This window comes from Mesorhizobium sp. P2_B11 (assembly GCF_056404855.1).
The window spans coordinates 121995-135235 of the sequence record NZ_JBFUDF010000003.1; the positions used below are offsets into that span (position 1 = coordinate 121995).

At 65.1% G+C, this 13241-nt stretch carries 14 protein-coding genes; 7 read left to right on the plus strand and 7 right to left on the minus strand.

Annotation, left to right across the window (positions count from 1 at the left end):
• Positions 1 to 82: 82 nt before the first annotated feature.
• Both msuE and AC1DYJ_RS09175 read left to right on the plus strand, forming a co-directional pair.
• Positions 83 to 643 (plus strand): FMN reductase, encoded by a 561-nt coding sequence (gene msuE, locus AC1DYJ_RS09170; RefSeq protein ID WP_477280320.1) that lies wholly within the window; start codon positions 83 to 85, stop codon positions 641 to 643.
• Between the two features lie 327 nt (positions 644 to 970).
• Entirely contained in the window at positions 971 to 1300 is a 330-nt protein-coding gene (locus tag AC1DYJ_RS09175) for a YciI family protein (protein ID WP_477280321.1), read from the plus strand.
• Here AC1DYJ_RS09175 and AC1DYJ_RS09180 read toward each other — a convergent pair whose 3' ends face one another.
• Positions 1301 to 2332: a hydroxyacid dehydrogenase gene (locus tag AC1DYJ_RS09180; RefSeq protein WP_477280322.1), complete on the minus strand. Its 1032-nt coding sequence runs from the start codon at positions 2330 to 2332 to the stop codon at positions 1301 to 1303.
• 200 nt (positions 2333 to 2532) lie between these two features.
• Here AC1DYJ_RS09180 and AC1DYJ_RS09185 point away from each other — a divergent pair, with 200 nt between their 5' ends.
• The 5 genes from AC1DYJ_RS09185 (at position 2533) to AC1DYJ_RS09205 (ending at position 7361) form a co-directional block, all read left to right on the plus strand.
• Positions 2533 to 3606 (plus strand): LacI family DNA-binding transcriptional regulator, encoded by a 1074-nt coding sequence (locus AC1DYJ_RS09185; RefSeq protein ID WP_477280323.1) that lies wholly within the window; start codon positions 2533 to 2535, stop codon positions 3604 to 3606.
• A 75-nt stretch (positions 3607 to 3681) separates the two neighbouring features.
• The gene (locus AC1DYJ_RS09190; protein WP_477280324.1) at positions 3682 to 4671 is read left to right on the plus strand and encodes a sugar ABC transporter substrate-binding protein; all 990 of its coding nucleotides are present in this window, start codon (positions 3682 to 3684) and stop codon (positions 4669 to 4671) included.
• A 65-nt stretch (positions 4672 to 4736) separates the two neighbouring features.
• Complete coding sequence (locus AC1DYJ_RS09195) at positions 4737 to 5729, plus strand: ABC transporter permease (protein ID WP_477280325.1); 993 nt, start codon at positions 4737 to 4739, stop codon at positions 5727 to 5729.
• Complete coding sequence (locus AC1DYJ_RS09200; protein ID WP_477280326.1) at positions 5726 to 6502, plus strand: ATP-binding cassette domain-containing protein; 777 nt, start codon at positions 5726 to 5728, stop codon at positions 6500 to 6502. The genes AC1DYJ_RS09195 and AC1DYJ_RS09200 overlap by 4 nt, the downstream gene beginning before the upstream one ends.
• 4 nt (positions 6503 to 6506) lie before the next feature.
• Positions 6507 to 7361: a sugar phosphate isomerase/epimerase family protein gene (locus tag AC1DYJ_RS09205; RefSeq protein ID WP_477280327.1), complete on the plus strand. Its 855-nt coding sequence runs from the start codon at positions 6507 to 6509 to the stop codon at positions 7359 to 7361.
• Positions 7362 to 7534: 173 nt separating this feature from the next.
• On the opposite strand, the gene AC1DYJ_RS09210 is transcribed toward AC1DYJ_RS09205, so the two are convergent.
• Genes AC1DYJ_RS09210 through AC1DYJ_RS09235 form a run of 6 tightly spaced genes read right to left on the minus strand, consistent with a single transcriptional unit; the run spans position 7535 to position 13217 of the window.
• Entirely contained in the window at positions 7535 to 8980 is a 1446-nt protein-coding gene (locus AC1DYJ_RS09210; RefSeq protein ID WP_477280328.1) for an aldehyde dehydrogenase, read from the minus strand.
• A 35-nt stretch (positions 8981 to 9015) separates the two neighbouring features.
• Entirely contained in the window at positions 9016 to 9801 is a 786-nt protein-coding gene (locus AC1DYJ_RS09215; protein WP_477281693.1) for a coniferyl-alcohol dehydrogenase, read from the minus strand.
• A gap of 2 nt (positions 9802 to 9803) precedes the next feature.
• Positions 9804 to 10868 carry a branched-chain amino acid ABC transporter permease gene (locus AC1DYJ_RS09220; protein WP_477280329.1) on the minus strand — a complete coding sequence of 355 codons (1065 nt, stop codon included), beginning with the start codon at positions 10866 to 10868 and terminating at the stop codon, positions 9804 to 9806.
• Positions 10865 to 11761, minus strand: a complete 897-nt coding sequence (locus AC1DYJ_RS09225; protein WP_477280330.1) for a branched-chain amino acid ABC transporter permease — start codon at positions 11759 to 11761, stop codon at positions 10865 to 10867. Before AC1DYJ_RS09225 ends, AC1DYJ_RS09220 begins: the two co-directional genes overlap by 4 nt.
• The gene (locus AC1DYJ_RS09230; protein WP_477280331.1) at positions 11758 to 12480 is read right to left on the minus strand and encodes an ABC transporter ATP-binding protein; all 723 of its coding nucleotides are present in this window, start codon (positions 12478 to 12480) and stop codon (positions 11758 to 11760) included. Before AC1DYJ_RS09230 ends, AC1DYJ_RS09225 begins: the two co-directional genes overlap by 4 nt.
• A complete protein-coding gene (locus AC1DYJ_RS09235) occupies positions 12477 to 13217 on the minus strand; it encodes an ABC transporter ATP-binding protein (protein ID WP_477280332.1) in 741 nt (246 codons plus the stop codon). Before AC1DYJ_RS09235 ends, AC1DYJ_RS09230 begins: the two co-directional genes overlap by 4 nt.
• Positions 13218 to 13241: the final 24 nt, after the last annotated feature.

The window sequence follows — 13241 nt, forward strand, 5'->3', positions numbered from 1 at the left end:
GATGGCCTATCCTTGCTTCTTGAGGCGGGCGCAAGCCTGTAAACAGGCGGTATGAAGCCCGCCGCGCGAGAGGTGCCAGACCATGCCCAATCCAACCGTCGTCGGATTTTCCGGCAATTTCACCCGGCCGTCCAAGACGCGCGGCTTCGTCGACCAGGTCGTGAAGGATATTGCGCGCCAGCATGGGCTGTCGGCGAGCACCTACGACATTGAAGACCTCGGCCCCTCGCTGGGCGCGGCCAAATGGGCGCGCGATCTCGACGGTCAGGCGCGGGCGATTTTCGACAGCGTCGTCAATGCCGATGTCCTAGTGGTGGGTTCGCCGACCTACAAGGGCAGCTACACCGGCCTGTTCAAGCACTTCTTCGATCTGTTCGATCCGGCGTCCTTGCGCGGCAAGCCGGTGGTGCTGCTCGCCACCGGCGGCAATGGCCGCCATGCGTTGATCGTCGAACACCAGTTGCGGCCGCTGTTCGGCTTCTTCGAGGCGCTGACGCTGCCGACAGGCGTCTACGCGACGGACAAGGATTTTACCGACGGCGTGCTGAGGGCCGAACCCATCTTGAAGCGCGTCGAACAGGTTGTCGGCGAAGTCGGGCTGGTGCTGACCAATCGCTCGACCACCAATACCGCTGTCGGATAGAGCGAGGCCGCCTCCAGCCATAACGGCCTTCGCTCGGGGGCGAATAAAAAGGCCCGCCACCGACGCGAATCGTGACGGGCCTCCCTGGAGTACGCTGGGCCTCCCACTGCCCGGCTGTCTTTAAGAAACTTCCTGGCGGCAGGATTGTTCCGCCAGCCTGGATCCGACAGGCCCTAATCATCGCCAAAATCAATACCCCGCCGGCCAGGCGTGGCTTTCGCAGCCGAGGTTTGCGTCGTTGATGGCGCAGAACCCGTCGACGTCCGACCCGGACCGCCGGAACCGCCACTGCCGCCAGTCATTATCCTCCAGCAGGAGGAACCACTGATGCCCAAGTACATCACCATCGGCTATGGCGATCGGGCCGGATATGATCGCACACCAGAGGATGTCAGGCAGGCAGCCCATGAACACGATGCATCGCTCAAGCAGCGCGGCGTGGTGATGGGCATCGCCGAAACGCCGGTGCAGGTGCGAAATCCTGACGCCAGTGGCGTGCTGACCGAAACCGGGCCTTACCTCTCGTCGGATCTGCCCATCGCCGGCTTTTCGATCATGGAAGCCAGCGACATCGACGAGGCGATCGCGCTGGCTTCAAAATCACCCTGTGCCGTGGCGCATGGGGTAATCGAGATCTGGCCGCTCAACGAACGGTAGCTAATTCCTATCCGCCGGCTTCGACCGCATCCTCGACACCGTTTCGCGTTCGGCGCGCTTGGAGCGCAGCGGTGGCAGGCCGCGGTCGATGAGGTCCATGTCTTCCAGCACCATATCGCCCATGCGCTTGAAGGCGATGTCGAGCGCACCGGCGCGGTGGGCGGAGCGCAGGAAGCCGGGGATGGTGCGGACAGGGTGGTCCTGCGCCAGCGGCTCTTCGGGGAAGACATCGCTGGCGGCGACGATGTGGCCGCTCTTCACCGCTGCCATCAAAGCTGGGAAGTCGACGACGCCGGCGCGGCTGAGCAGGATGAAGGCGGCACCCTTGCGCATCGAGGCAAAGGCATCGGCGCCGAGAAAGCCCTGGTTCTCCGATGTCACGGAAGCGACGACAAAAACGAAGTCGCTTGATGTCAGCACCTCGTCCAGCGAAGCCGGCTCGACGCCATTGTCGATGAGGATCGACGGCGGCAGCCAGGGATCGAAGACTTTGGTTCGGGTGCGAAAACCCGACAGCAGGCGGTTCAGCGCCCGACCAAGATCGCCGAAGCCGATGATGCCGACATCGGCGCCTGACAGAAGCCGCGCGGTGAGATTGCCGTCGCCGCCCCACAGCTCCTCGCCTTTGCGGAAGGCGAGGTCGGCGTCGACGATGTTGCGGGCGAGGTTGAGCGCCATGGCAAGGCCAAGCTCGGCCACCGGCTCGGCGAAGACGAGGCCGGTGGTGACGACATGGATGCCGCGCGCGAACAGCGTCTCATAGGGCATGTTGTTGATGAGGTTGGTCTCGACATTGAAGATGCAGCGCAGCGCTTTCATCTGCTCCAACGTCTCGGGCGAGATCGGCGGCTGGCCGACGATGTAGCGGGCCTCGGCCAGCACATCGGCCGGCAGTTTCGCCACGCCTTCGGCCGTCGTCTCAACGATGCGGTAGTGCGCCTTGAGGCGCGCCAGCTGGGGTGGGGTGAAGATCAGCTCGAGCGTGCGTGGTTCGGGCGCGCTGATGACCAGCGGCAAGGCCTTGTTTGGCATGACGATTCCTCCCGGCGCGATCCGCATCGCGTATTTTTGCTTGGCGCTTGCCGTTATCCCAAAACCGCTTCACACTTCGGGGCGGCATGCGCTCGACGGGTAAAATACCCGCGATTAAACGATTTACAACTCCGAAAAATCGATTTACTCATTTCTCCAGCGGACGGAATGCCTCGGTCCGCGCCTCGGGAGGAGGACCAATGGCGCACAGGCAGGACCAGCAGCGGCGTGCGTCGATCCACGATGTGGCAAGCCGCGCCGGCGTGTCCGCTGCCACCGTCTCCAAGGTCATGGCCGGCGTCACCACGGTGAAGCCCGAAAATGCGCAACGCGTCTTCGATGCCGTCGAGCAGCTGGGTTACCGCGTCGATCCGCTCGCCTCCGACATGCGCCGGGCCAAGCGCCGCATCATCGGCGCCATCATGCCCGAGTTCGAAAGCGAATTTTTCGGCCAGATGGTCACGCAGCTCGAGAGCCTTGCCGAGCAGCGCGGCTATACGCTTGTGGCAGCGTCGAGCCGTGAATCCGAGGTGCGCGAAAAGGAAATCCTCGCCCGCATGCATGACTGGCGCGTCGCCGGTGTGGTGCTGGCGCCGGTGCGCAACGAGCATGGTCCGGCTGCCGACTTCATGAAGGCCAATGGCATGACCGGCGTGCTGATCGACCGCGTGCTCTCCGATGACGCCTTCGACACGGTGTCGGCCGACAGCGCCGCAGCCAGCGCCGAAGTGGCGCGCGAACTGATCGCCAAGGGCCATCGCCACATACTGGTCGTCGGCCTCGGCGAGCAGGCGGCGACGGTGCGCGCCCGCCTCGACGGGTTTCGCACGGCTGCGCTGAAACTGGCGCCGGATGTGCGCATCGATGTCGTGCTGGCCGAAACCGATGTCGAGCCGCTCAGGGCGCAATTGCGCGACTATTTCGACAAGGGCGAAGGCCGGGGCGAGCGCCCGACGGCGGTCTATTCGCTGTTCCTCAAGGGCACGCTGGTGGCGCTGTCGGAATTCCGCCGCCGCGGCTGGCACTGCCCTAACGACATTTCGCTGGTCGGCTTCGACGACGCCGAATGGATGCAGGTGACATGGCCGGCCATCGCAGCGGTTGTGCAGCCGGTACGCCAGATCGCCGGCCACGCCATGGAGGCGCTGTTTGCCAGAATTGAAGGTGGGGAGGGGCCGCCGATCGCGCGGCTCGAGCCTTGCCGGGTTTTGATGCGGGAATCCGTTGGCTCGCCAGGTAGCGGCCCGCATTCCGGGGGAGGAAACCGGCAATAGCCCCCATTGTCGACAACCAGAAGCCGCACCTGGCCTGGGCTCGCGGCACATGACACCAACCGGAGGATAATAAAAATGACATCGCGCATTCTGAAGATAAATCGATTTACTTTCGCTCTAGGCGCGGCAATCGCGTTCTCGGCCATCTCCGTCGCGAAAGCCGACGATGCCGAATACGGCGTGCTGATGAAGACGCTGGCCAATCCGTTCTGGGGCGCGATGAGCCAGGGCGTCGAAGCCGGCGCGAAAGACTCCGGCGTCAAGATCTTCGAGCAGGCGGCCGACAGCGACCAGGCGGCCGAGCCACAGCTGAACCTGTGCAACACCATGCTGGAGCGCAAGCCGGCGGCGATGATCACGGCGGCCATCAACTCGACCAATCTCTTGCCTTGCCTGAAGGTGGCGCAGGAAGCCGGCGTCAAGATCGTCGACCTCGACAACAATATGGACCAGGCGGTGCTAGACAAGGAAGGGATCAAGGTCACCTTCCACATCGGTTCCGACAATGGCGCGGCCGGCGCGCAAGGCGCGGACTATCTCGTCTCCAAGCTTGGCAAGGACGCCAAGGGTCCGGTGCTGGTGATCGAAGGCCTGTCGGGCAACATCACCGGTGAGAAGCGTGCCAAGGGCTTTGCCGACAAGCTCAAGGAATTGGCGCCGGGTCTGGAAATCGTCGCTTCGCTGCCGGGTGACTGGGACCGCGGCAAGGCCGCCTCGATTGCCACCGACACGCTGACGGCGCATCCCGACCTCGTCGCCATCTTCTGTGCCAATGACGGCATGGCGCTGGGCGCGGTCGAATCCGTCTACGCCGCCGGCAAGGGTCCGCAGGTGACGATCATCGGCGTCGACGGCAATTCGGATGCCGTGAAGTCGATCAAGGAAGGCCGCTTGAATGCCTCGGTGGCGCAGCTGCCTTATCTCGTTGGCAAGCAGGCGGTCGAGAACGTCAAGAAGGCGCTGGCTGGAGAGAAGGTCGAAGACAGCATCGCCGTGCCGACCCTGGTGCTGACCAAGGAAGTGATCGAGGCCGGCAAGGAGCCGATGCTCGAATTTGTGAAATAGTCCCTCCCAGGACTCGGCCGGCGCGCCATGCTCGCGCCGGCCACCTCTTTCAAAGGTGTGAAAAGATGGCTTCTGAAACGGCGCAGCCCGGCTTCTGGGCACGGGTGCAGCGCGCATCCGTCGAGCGGCTTCATATCAGGCTGGAATCGCTGCTGGTGCTGGTGGCGCTTAGCGCCGTGATGGCGGTGCTGTCGCCGTATTTCCTGTCGCTCAGCAATTTCCTCAACATCCTGCTGGCGACCTCGACGATCGGTGTGCTGGCCATTGCCGCCACCTTCGTCATCGGCTCGGGCGGGCTCGATCTGTCGCTGGGTTCCGTGATGGGCCTGTCCGGCGTCGCCGGCGCCTTCGTTGCCGTCAATCTCGGCTGGCCGTGGCCGTTCGCCGTTCTCGCCTGCATCATCGCCGGCGGCATTGCCGGCTACATCAACGGCCAGCTGGTCACCCGCGCCTTCGTGCCGGCCTTCATCGTCACGCTCGGCATGCTGGGTCTGGCGCGCGGGCTGGCGCTGGTCATCTCGCAGGGCAGGGCGATCTACGGCCTGCCGGCCGAGATCGTCTATATCGGCCAGGGCCGCCCCTTTGGTATCCCGATGCCGGTCATCCTGTTGGTGCTGACGGCCATCGTCGCCCACTGCCTGCTCGCTTACACACGCTTCGGCCGCCACACGTTGGCGCTGGGGGATAGTGAAGGTGCTGCACGCGCCGCCGGCATCCGCGTCGAGCACCACCGCCGCATCATCTACACACTGTCCGGTGCGCTTGCCGGTCTCGCCGGCCTGCTGTTCACCGCCCGCGTCAATGCCGGCGACCCGACCGCCGGCATCAATTACGAACTCACCGCCATCACCGCGGCTATCATCGGCGGCACCAATCTGTTCGGTGGCCGCGCCTCGATCCTCGGCACCATGATCGGCGCGCTGATCATGGGCGTGCTGCAGAACGGGCTGACGCTGCTTGCCGTGCAATCCTACTACCAGCAGATGGCGATCGGCGCCGTGCTGATCCTGGCAGTGTTCATCGACCAGTACCAGGTGCGCAAGGAGTCACGCGTATGAGCCTCCTTTCCCTGCAAGGCATCCGCAAGAGCTTCGGCGCGGTCGACGTGCTTCATGGCGTGGATCTCTCGATCGATGCCGGCGAAGTGGTCGGCCTGGTCGGCGACAATGGCGCCGGCAAGTCGACGCTGATGAAGACCATCACCGGCATCTACCGCGCCGATTCCGGCGCGATCAGCTTCGACGGCAAGGACATTCTGCCGCTCGATCCCGGCCAGCGGCGCCGGCTCGGCATCGAGATGATTTATCAGGACCTGTCGCTGGCCAAGCAGCAGGATGTCGCCGCCAACATCTTCCTCGGCCGCGAGCCGGTAAAGAAATGGTTCGGCCTCATCCCGGGCTTTGTCGACAAGGCCGAGATGGACCGCCAGGCGGCAAAAATGATCGAGCGGCTGGGCGCGCATCTGCCGTCGATCAACCGCTCGGTCGGCTCGTTCTCGGGCGGCCAGCAGCAGACCGTGGCGATTGCCCGCGCGCTGACCTTCAACCCGAAGCTCGTCATCATGGATGAGCCGACGGCGGCCCTTGCCGTGCGCGAGGTGCAGAGCGTGCTCGACCTTATCCGCCGGCTGAAATCGGAAGGCATTGCCGTCATCCTGATCTCGCATCGGCTGAACGACGTGCTGTCGGTCACCGACCGCATCGTCGTGCTGCGTCACGGGCGGGCCGATGCCGATCTCGTCACCGCGAAAACCAACATGACCGAAGTCGTCAGCCGCATCGTCGGCGGCGGCGATATCGCTGCTGCGGCGGCGCATGAACAACGAGGCTGAACTGATGAACACTTTTGGACTGCACACTTTCGCCATCGCCCCGGTCTGGGACCTCGACCTGATCGAGCCGCAGATGGAACGGCTGAAGGGGCTCGGCATCGGCCTGCTCGAAATCCCGCTGCTGCGCCCCGAGGAGATCGACACTTTGCGCACGCGCGCGTTTGCCGAACGGCAAGGTGTCGAGCTCATCCCGTCGCTCGGCCTGCCGCGCGCACTCGACGTGGTGGCGCGGCCGGACGAGGCGCTGGCTTTCCTCGAACCGGCCTTTGCCGTTTGCGAGGCGGTGGGCAGCAAGGCGCTTGGCGGTGTCACCTATGGCACGATCGGCAAGACGACAGGCCGCGCGACGACGACGGAAGAGATCGACGGCATGTGCCGTTTCCTGGTTCGTGCCGCCAAAGCCGCCAAGGCGCATGGCCTGAAACTCGGCATCGAGCCGTGCAACCGCTACGAGACGCATCTGATCAATCGCGGCATCGACGCGGCGCGGATCATCGAGCGCGTCGGCGCCGACAACATCTTCATCCATCTCGACACCTACCACATGCATATCGAGGAGGAGAGCTTTGCGGCCGGCTTCAAGGCGGCCGCGCCGTACCTCGGCTATGTCCATGTCTCGGAGGCCAATCGCGGCGTGCCCGGTCGCGGCATGCTCAACTGGGCCGCCTGCATGAAGGCCATCGCCGACATCGGCTACACCGGCGCGATCACGCTGGAGAGCATGAACCATGTCGACGTTGATATCGCCGGTGGGTTGGCGGTGTGGCGGCCGGTGGCGGACAATCCCGACGATGTCATCGGTGTTGGATTGCCGTTCCTGCGCGAGGAGGCGAGGAAGGCTGGGTTGCAGTTGGGGTGAGGGGTTTCTTCCTTCCCCCGTTGTGGGGGAAGGTGGATTGCCGCGAAGCGGCAAGACGGATGAGGGGTGTTCCACGGAACGCCAACGCCTCACTCCGCTGGAACACCCCTCAACCGTCTCGGCGCTGCGCGCCGATCCACCTTCTCCCACAGGGGGAGAAGGAAGAGCGCTAATCAGAACGGATAGTGCTGGTTCGGATCCTCGATGGTCAGCCAGCGCAGATCGGTGAACTCGGCGATCGAGGCCTTGCCGCCGAAGCGGCCGTAGCCCGAGCCCTTGACGCCGCCGAACGGCATCTGCGCCTCGTCGCCGACGGTCGGGCCATTGATGTGGCAGATGCCGGCCTCGATGCGCGCGGCAACGGCCATGGCGCGGCAGATGTCACGGCTGAACACGGCCGAGGACAGGCCGTATTCGGTGTCGTTGGCGACGCGCACGGCTTCCTCTTCGCCTTTGACGCGGATCACCGGTTTGACCGGACCGAAAGACTCTTCGGCATAGACGCGCATGGCCGGCGTGACGTGGTCGAGCAGCGTCGCCTCGACCACGGTGCCGGTGCGCTTGCCGCCGGCCACCAGTCTGGCGCCCTTGGCGACGGCATCGGCCACCAGCTCTTCCATCTTGTCGGCGGACTGGCTGCTGATCAGCGAGCCCAGCACGACATGGCCGCGCGGGTCGCCTGCCGGCAGTTGCGAAGCGCGGGCGGCGAGCTTGGCGACAAACTCGTCGGCGATTTTTTCATCGACGACCAGCCGCTCGGTCGACATGCAGATCTGGCCCTGATGCATGTAGGCGCCGAAGGCCGCCGCATTGACCGCGGCGTCGATGTCGGCATCGTCAAGCACGACCAGTGGCGCCTTGCCGCCGAGTTCGAGCAGCGCCGGTTTCAGGTGCTTGCCGGCGAGTTCGGCGATGATCCGGCCGACCTTGGTCGAACCGGTGAAGTTGACGCGCCTGACCGCGGGATGCGCGACCAGCGCCTCGACGATTGCCGCGGCGTCCTTCGGGTCATTCGTGACGACATTGATGACGCCTTTCGGCAGGCCGGCCTCGACCAGCACCTGGCCGATCAGCCGGTGCGTGCCCGGGCACATTTCGGAGGCTTTCAGCACCACCGTGTTGCCGCAGGCGAGAGGCATGGCGACGGCGCGGGTGCCGAGAATGACCGGCGCGTTCCACGGCGCGATGCCGAGGCAGACACCGGCCGGCTGGCGGATCGCCATGGCCAGCGTGCCGGGCTTGTCGGAGGGGATGACCTCGCCGGAAATCTGCGTCGTCATGGCGGCCGCCTCGCGCAGCATCTTGGCGGCCAGCATGACGTTGAAGCCGGCCCACGGGCCGGTGGCGCCGGTTTCTTCCATCATCAGTTTGGTGAATTCGCCAACCTTGGAATCCATCACATCGGCCGCTTTGCTGAGCAAGGCGCGGCGCTCGCCGGGACCGGTCTTCGACCAGGCCTTGAAGGCGGCGGCCGCGGCTTCGACGGCGGCATCGGCATCGGCCACGCTGGCAGCTGCGGCGCGCGTCGCCAGCTTGCCGGTGAACGGGTCCATGCGCTCATAAGAGGCAGCACCCGACGCATCCCTTTTATCGCCGTCGATCAGAAGTCCGATGTCCATGGTTCTCTCCTCGCTCGCATTGGAGCGTAACAAAATTAGAAGCCGAGCACTTCGGCGTTGATCGATGCTTCGAGGCCGCCGTCAACCGGCACATTGGCGCCGTTGACCCAGCGCGCGCCGTCCGAGCACAGGAACAGCACGACGGGCGCAATGTCACCGGAGGTGCCGGCGCGACCGACACGGGCGATGTCGCTGTCGACGCGGGCGTCGCCCAGCACATTACGGAATTGCTTCAGGATCGGCGTCTCGACCGGGCCGGGGCTCACCGCATTGACGCGGATGCCGCGGCTTCTGAACAGCTCGTGATGCGCGGCGCGTTGCGTCCACAACACGAGCAGTTCCTTGGAGACGGGATAACCTTCCTCGTTTTTCACCTGGTGGTCGGCGACCACTTTGGCGACGTCGGGAAAACCTTCGATGCCGACCATCGACGCTGCACGGTTGAGGTTGGCGCGCCAGCCATAGCCGGCGATCGAGGCGACGTTGACGATGGCGCCGCCTTCGCGAAGCTTTGGCGCGAGACCTTCCGAAAGCGCGCGCAGGCCGTAGAAGTTGACCGCCAGTGTCGACACCGCGCCGGTGTTGCCGGAGAGGCCGGCGACGTTACAGAGCGCGTCGATGCGTTGCGGCAGGTGCGCGATGAGAACATCGACGCCGGCCCTGGACGAGATGTCGGCCTTGACGAAGCTGCCGACCGCAGCTGTCGGCTCACGCACATCGACGCCGATGACGTCGGCGCCAAGCTGGCTGGCCAATTCCGCTGTGCGGGCGCCGATGCCGGAGGCGACACCGGTGATGAGGATGGTCTTGCCGAAAAGCATGGTCACGCCTTCTCCCGATGTGTCGTGGTTTGTTGAGACACCAGCGCGGTGTCGCCGTCGCCGGCGTTTGCCGGGAGCCGGACGCGGTAGCCGACCGGCAGCAGGCGTATGCCGAAGCGTTCTTCCAGCGTTCCCCATAGACCGCGCGGCAGGAACAGCGAGAACAGCACGGCGGTGGCGCCGAGGCCGATCAGATACCAGACGCCGGTGCCGCCGAACCAGGTCTCGATGAGGAAGAACAGCAGCGCGCCGAGGATCGCACCTTCGAACGTGCCGATGCCGCCGACCAGCACCATGAAGATCATGTAGGCGGTCCACTGGACGTTGAAGTAGGTCTTCGGCTGGAAGGTGATCGAGGTCGCCAGCCACAGCGCGCCGGCCATGCCGATGCCGAAGGCGGCGAGCACGAACAGAAGCCGCTTGGTGCCGGTCACACGCACGCCTACGGAAGCGGCCGCATCCTCATTGTCGCGGATCGCCCTGATGGCGGCACCGGTGCTGCCGCGCAGCAGGCCGAACAGAATGGCAAGCAGCGCCGTCATCGAGGCCAGCGCCAGCCAGTAGATTGTCGCCCGCCTGGCGCCGGCGTCATAGACGTTGAGCGAAATCAGTGACGTCCCGGTCTCGCCTTGCACCAGCCGGTCGAGATTGACCAGGAGATGGGTGAGCGCCGCGATCACCCACATGCCGATAGCGAACTCGCCGTTTCTCAGCCGCAGCATGAACAGCGACATTGGCCAGGAGATCGCGCCGACGATGATCGCCGAAACGAACAGCGAGGCGAACGGGTTGAGGCCGGCATCGGCGAGCCGAATGGCGAAATAGGCGCCGAGGCCGAAGAACACCTGCTGTCCCACCGAGACCAGGCCGCCGAAGCCTGCCAACGCATTCCACATCGCCGCCAGGATCACATAAATGAACAGGGCCGTCATGCGGTCGACCGCGCCGGCCGACAGGAAGTGCGGCGCTACCGCGAGCAGCGCGATGATCACGACGACCGCGATCGCCGAGATGCGCGAAGCAGGTGTGCCGCGCTCGATGACGGGGGAGGTCGAAACGGCGCTCATGTCGTCTTCCTCGCGGGCAGGCGCAGCAGTCCGCGCAGGCCGAGACCCGACGTGGAGAGCCGAATGAACAGCACGATCAGGAACGCGACATGGCCGCCGATCAGAAAACCTTGCGGATGCACCTGCGCGCCGAGCGTCTGGGCGAGCGCCAGCACGATGCCGCCGAGAAGCGTGCCCCACAGCGAACCGGCGCCGCCGATGACAGCCGCCTCGAAGGCGAACAGCAATTGCGGTGCGCCGGTATAGGGATCGAAGGTGGCGCGCATGCCGAGGAAAGCGCCGGCAAGACCGACTGTGACCATGGCAATGGCAGCGGCAAGGGCGTTGGCACGGCGCGCATCGACGCCGACGAGGCCAGCCGTATCAGGATCTTCCGAGGTGGCGCGGATCGAACGGCCGAGCCTGGTGCGGGTCAGGAACAACTGCAGCCCGCCAAGCAGGATGACGGCGGCGGCAAACATGATGACGGCAAGCTTCCCGACATAGATGCTGCCCGGCCATTCCCAGGAATCGTAGGACAGGCTGCCGATATAGGGCGCCAGCGACCGTGTGTCGGCGCCGAATTGCTCGAACAGCGAATTGTCGATGACGATGGCGAGGCCGAATGTGGTCAGGATCGGCAGCAGCGCACCGCCGCGGGCGCTGCGCTCAAGCAGGAAGCGCTGCAGCGCCCAGCCGATCGCTGCCATCAGCGGCAGCACGATGAGCAGGCCGACAAACGGCGAGATATGGAATTGCGAGGCGAGCCACCACAGCGCATAGGCCGAAAACACCGCAAGGCTGCCATGCGCGAGATTGATGATGCGCATCACTGAAAACATGAAGGACAGGCCGCAGGCGATCAGCGCGTAGTAGCCGCCGAGCAGGATGCCCTGAACGATCTGGTTGCTCATGCCGGCACCGCGCTTTTCCGGTGCAGGCCGAAATAGGCTTTCGTTACCTCGTCGCGCGAGATGCCCTTGCTCGAACCCTCGAGCGCAACGCGCCCTTCGAGCATGCAGATGACCTTGTCCGAGACCGAGAGCGCGCGGTTGAGGTCCTGTTCGACCAGGATGATTGTCGTGCCGGAGCTGATCAGCCCTTGCAGCGAAGCATAGACGCGGTCGACCACCAGCGGCGACAGGCCGAGCGAGACCTCGTCGAGCAGCAGCAGCTCCGGATTGCTCATCAGGGCGCGGCCGATGGCGGTCGCCTGCTGTTCGCCACCGGAGAGATGCCCGGTCTTGGCATGGCGGCGTGGCTTCAGATTGGGAAAGGTGTCGAGCACGCGTTCCACGCTCCAGTCGCCGGGACGGCCGGCGGTCTTGCCAAGCAGGAGGTTCTCCTCGACCGTCATCTGCACGAACAGCTTTCGTCCCTCGGGCACCAGGGCGATGCCCATGCCGACGCGCTTGTGCGACGGCACGCCGGTGATATCGGCGCCATCCAGCAGCACACGGCCGGCCGTCGGCTGATGCGCGCCGGCGATCGCTCTCAGCAGCGTCGTCTTGCCGGCGCCGTTGGCGCCGACCAGGGCCAGCGTTTCGCCGCGCTCGATCGTGAAGTTCACCCCGCGCACCGCCTGCAACAGGCCGTGCCGGACAACCAGGTTCTCGATTGCGAGCAGGCTCATTTCGGGCCTCCGCCGAGATAGGCGCGCACGACTTCCGGGTCGGCCATCACCGCTTGCGGCTCGCCGTCGGCGATGATCTTGCCGGCATCCATGCAGATCAGCCGCTCGGCCACCTGCAGCAGGATATGGACGATGTGCTCGATCCAGACGATGCCGATCTTGCGCCGGCGCAATTCCTTGATCGTATCGACAAGTTCGCTGGCTTCGCCATCGGTCAGGCCGCCGCCGATCTCGTCGAGCAGAAGCAGCGTCGGTCTTGCCGCTAGCGCGCGGGCCAGTTCCAGCCGCTTGCGGTCGAGCAGGCCGAGCGTCTCTGCGCGGCGGTTGGCGACGCCCATCATGCCGCACAGTTTCAGCGACGCGAGCGCCTCCTCATAGGCTTCGTCGCGGGCAAGCCCGGCGCCATGCGACGCGGCGACGAAGACGTTCTCGAAGGTGGTCATGCCGCTGAACGGTTTTGGCACCTGGTGCGTGCGCACCAGGCCGAGACGGCAGCGGGCCGTGGCCGGCAGCGCCGTCACGTCGTCGCCCTTGAAGGCGACGGTGCCGGCGCTCGGCGGAAAGGCGCCTGACAGCACGCTGAGCAGTGTCGTCTTGCCGGCGCCGTTCGGGCCGACAATGCCGACCGCCTCGTCGGCCGTCATGGCGAAGTCGATATCGTCGAGCACCACCAGCGCGCCGAAGCGTTTGTGGATGCCGGCGGCGCTGAGGATCGCAGCGTTTGATGAACCGTTCACGATGCGATCCCCGTGACCGTTCGA

What these genes read in the sequence shown, in the direction of transcription:
- AC1DYJ_RS09205 (WP_477280327.1), top strand. Translation starts at nt 6,507, where the DNA reads ATGAACACTTTTGGACTGCACACTTTCGCCATCGCCCCGGTCTGGGAC.
- AC1DYJ_RS09230 (WP_477280331.1), bottom strand. Translation starts at nt 12,480, where the DNA reads ATGAGCCTGCTCGCAATCGAGAACCTGGTTGTCCGGCACGGCCTGTTG.
- AC1DYJ_RS09185 (WP_477280323.1), top strand. Translation starts at nt 2,533, where the DNA reads ATGGCGCACAGGCAGGACCAGCAGCGGCGTGCGTCGATCCACGATGTG.
- AC1DYJ_RS09190 (WP_477280324.1), top strand. Translation starts at nt 3,682, where the DNA reads ATGACATCGCGCATTCTGAAGATAAATCGATTTACTTTCGCTCTAGGC.
- AC1DYJ_RS09200 (WP_477280326.1), top strand. Translation starts at nt 5,726, where the DNA reads ATGAGCCTCCTTTCCCTGCAAGGCATCCGCAAGAGCTTCGGCGCGGTC.
- AC1DYJ_RS09175 (WP_477280321.1), top strand. Translation starts at nt 971, where the DNA reads ATGCCCAAGTACATCACCATCGGCTATGGCGATCGGGCCGGATATGAT.
- msuE (WP_477280320.1), top strand. Translation starts at nt 83, where the DNA reads ATGCCCAATCCAACCGTCGTCGGATTTTCCGGCAATTTCACCCGGCCG.
- AC1DYJ_RS09220 (WP_477280329.1), bottom strand. Translation starts at nt 10,868, where the DNA reads ATGAGCGCCGTTTCGACCTCCCCCGTCATCGAGCGCGGCACACCTGCT.
- AC1DYJ_RS09195 (WP_477280325.1), top strand. Translation starts at nt 4,737, where the DNA reads ATGGCTTCTGAAACGGCGCAGCCCGGCTTCTGGGCACGGGTGCAGCGC.
- AC1DYJ_RS09225 (WP_477280330.1), bottom strand. Translation starts at nt 11,761, where the DNA reads ATGAGCAACCAGATCGTTCAGGGCATCCTGCTCGGCGGCTACTACGCG.
- AC1DYJ_RS09215 (WP_477281693.1), bottom strand. Translation starts at nt 9,801, where the DNA reads ATGCTTTTCGGCAAGACCATCCTCATCACCGGTGTCGCCTCCGGCATC.
- AC1DYJ_RS09210 (WP_477280328.1), bottom strand. Translation starts at nt 8,980, where the DNA reads ATGGACATCGGACTTCTGATCGACGGCGATAAAAGGGATGCGTCGGGT.
- AC1DYJ_RS09180 (WP_477280322.1), bottom strand. Translation starts at nt 2,332, where the DNA reads ATGCCAAACAAGGCCTTGCCGCTGGTCATCAGCGCGCCCGAACCACGC.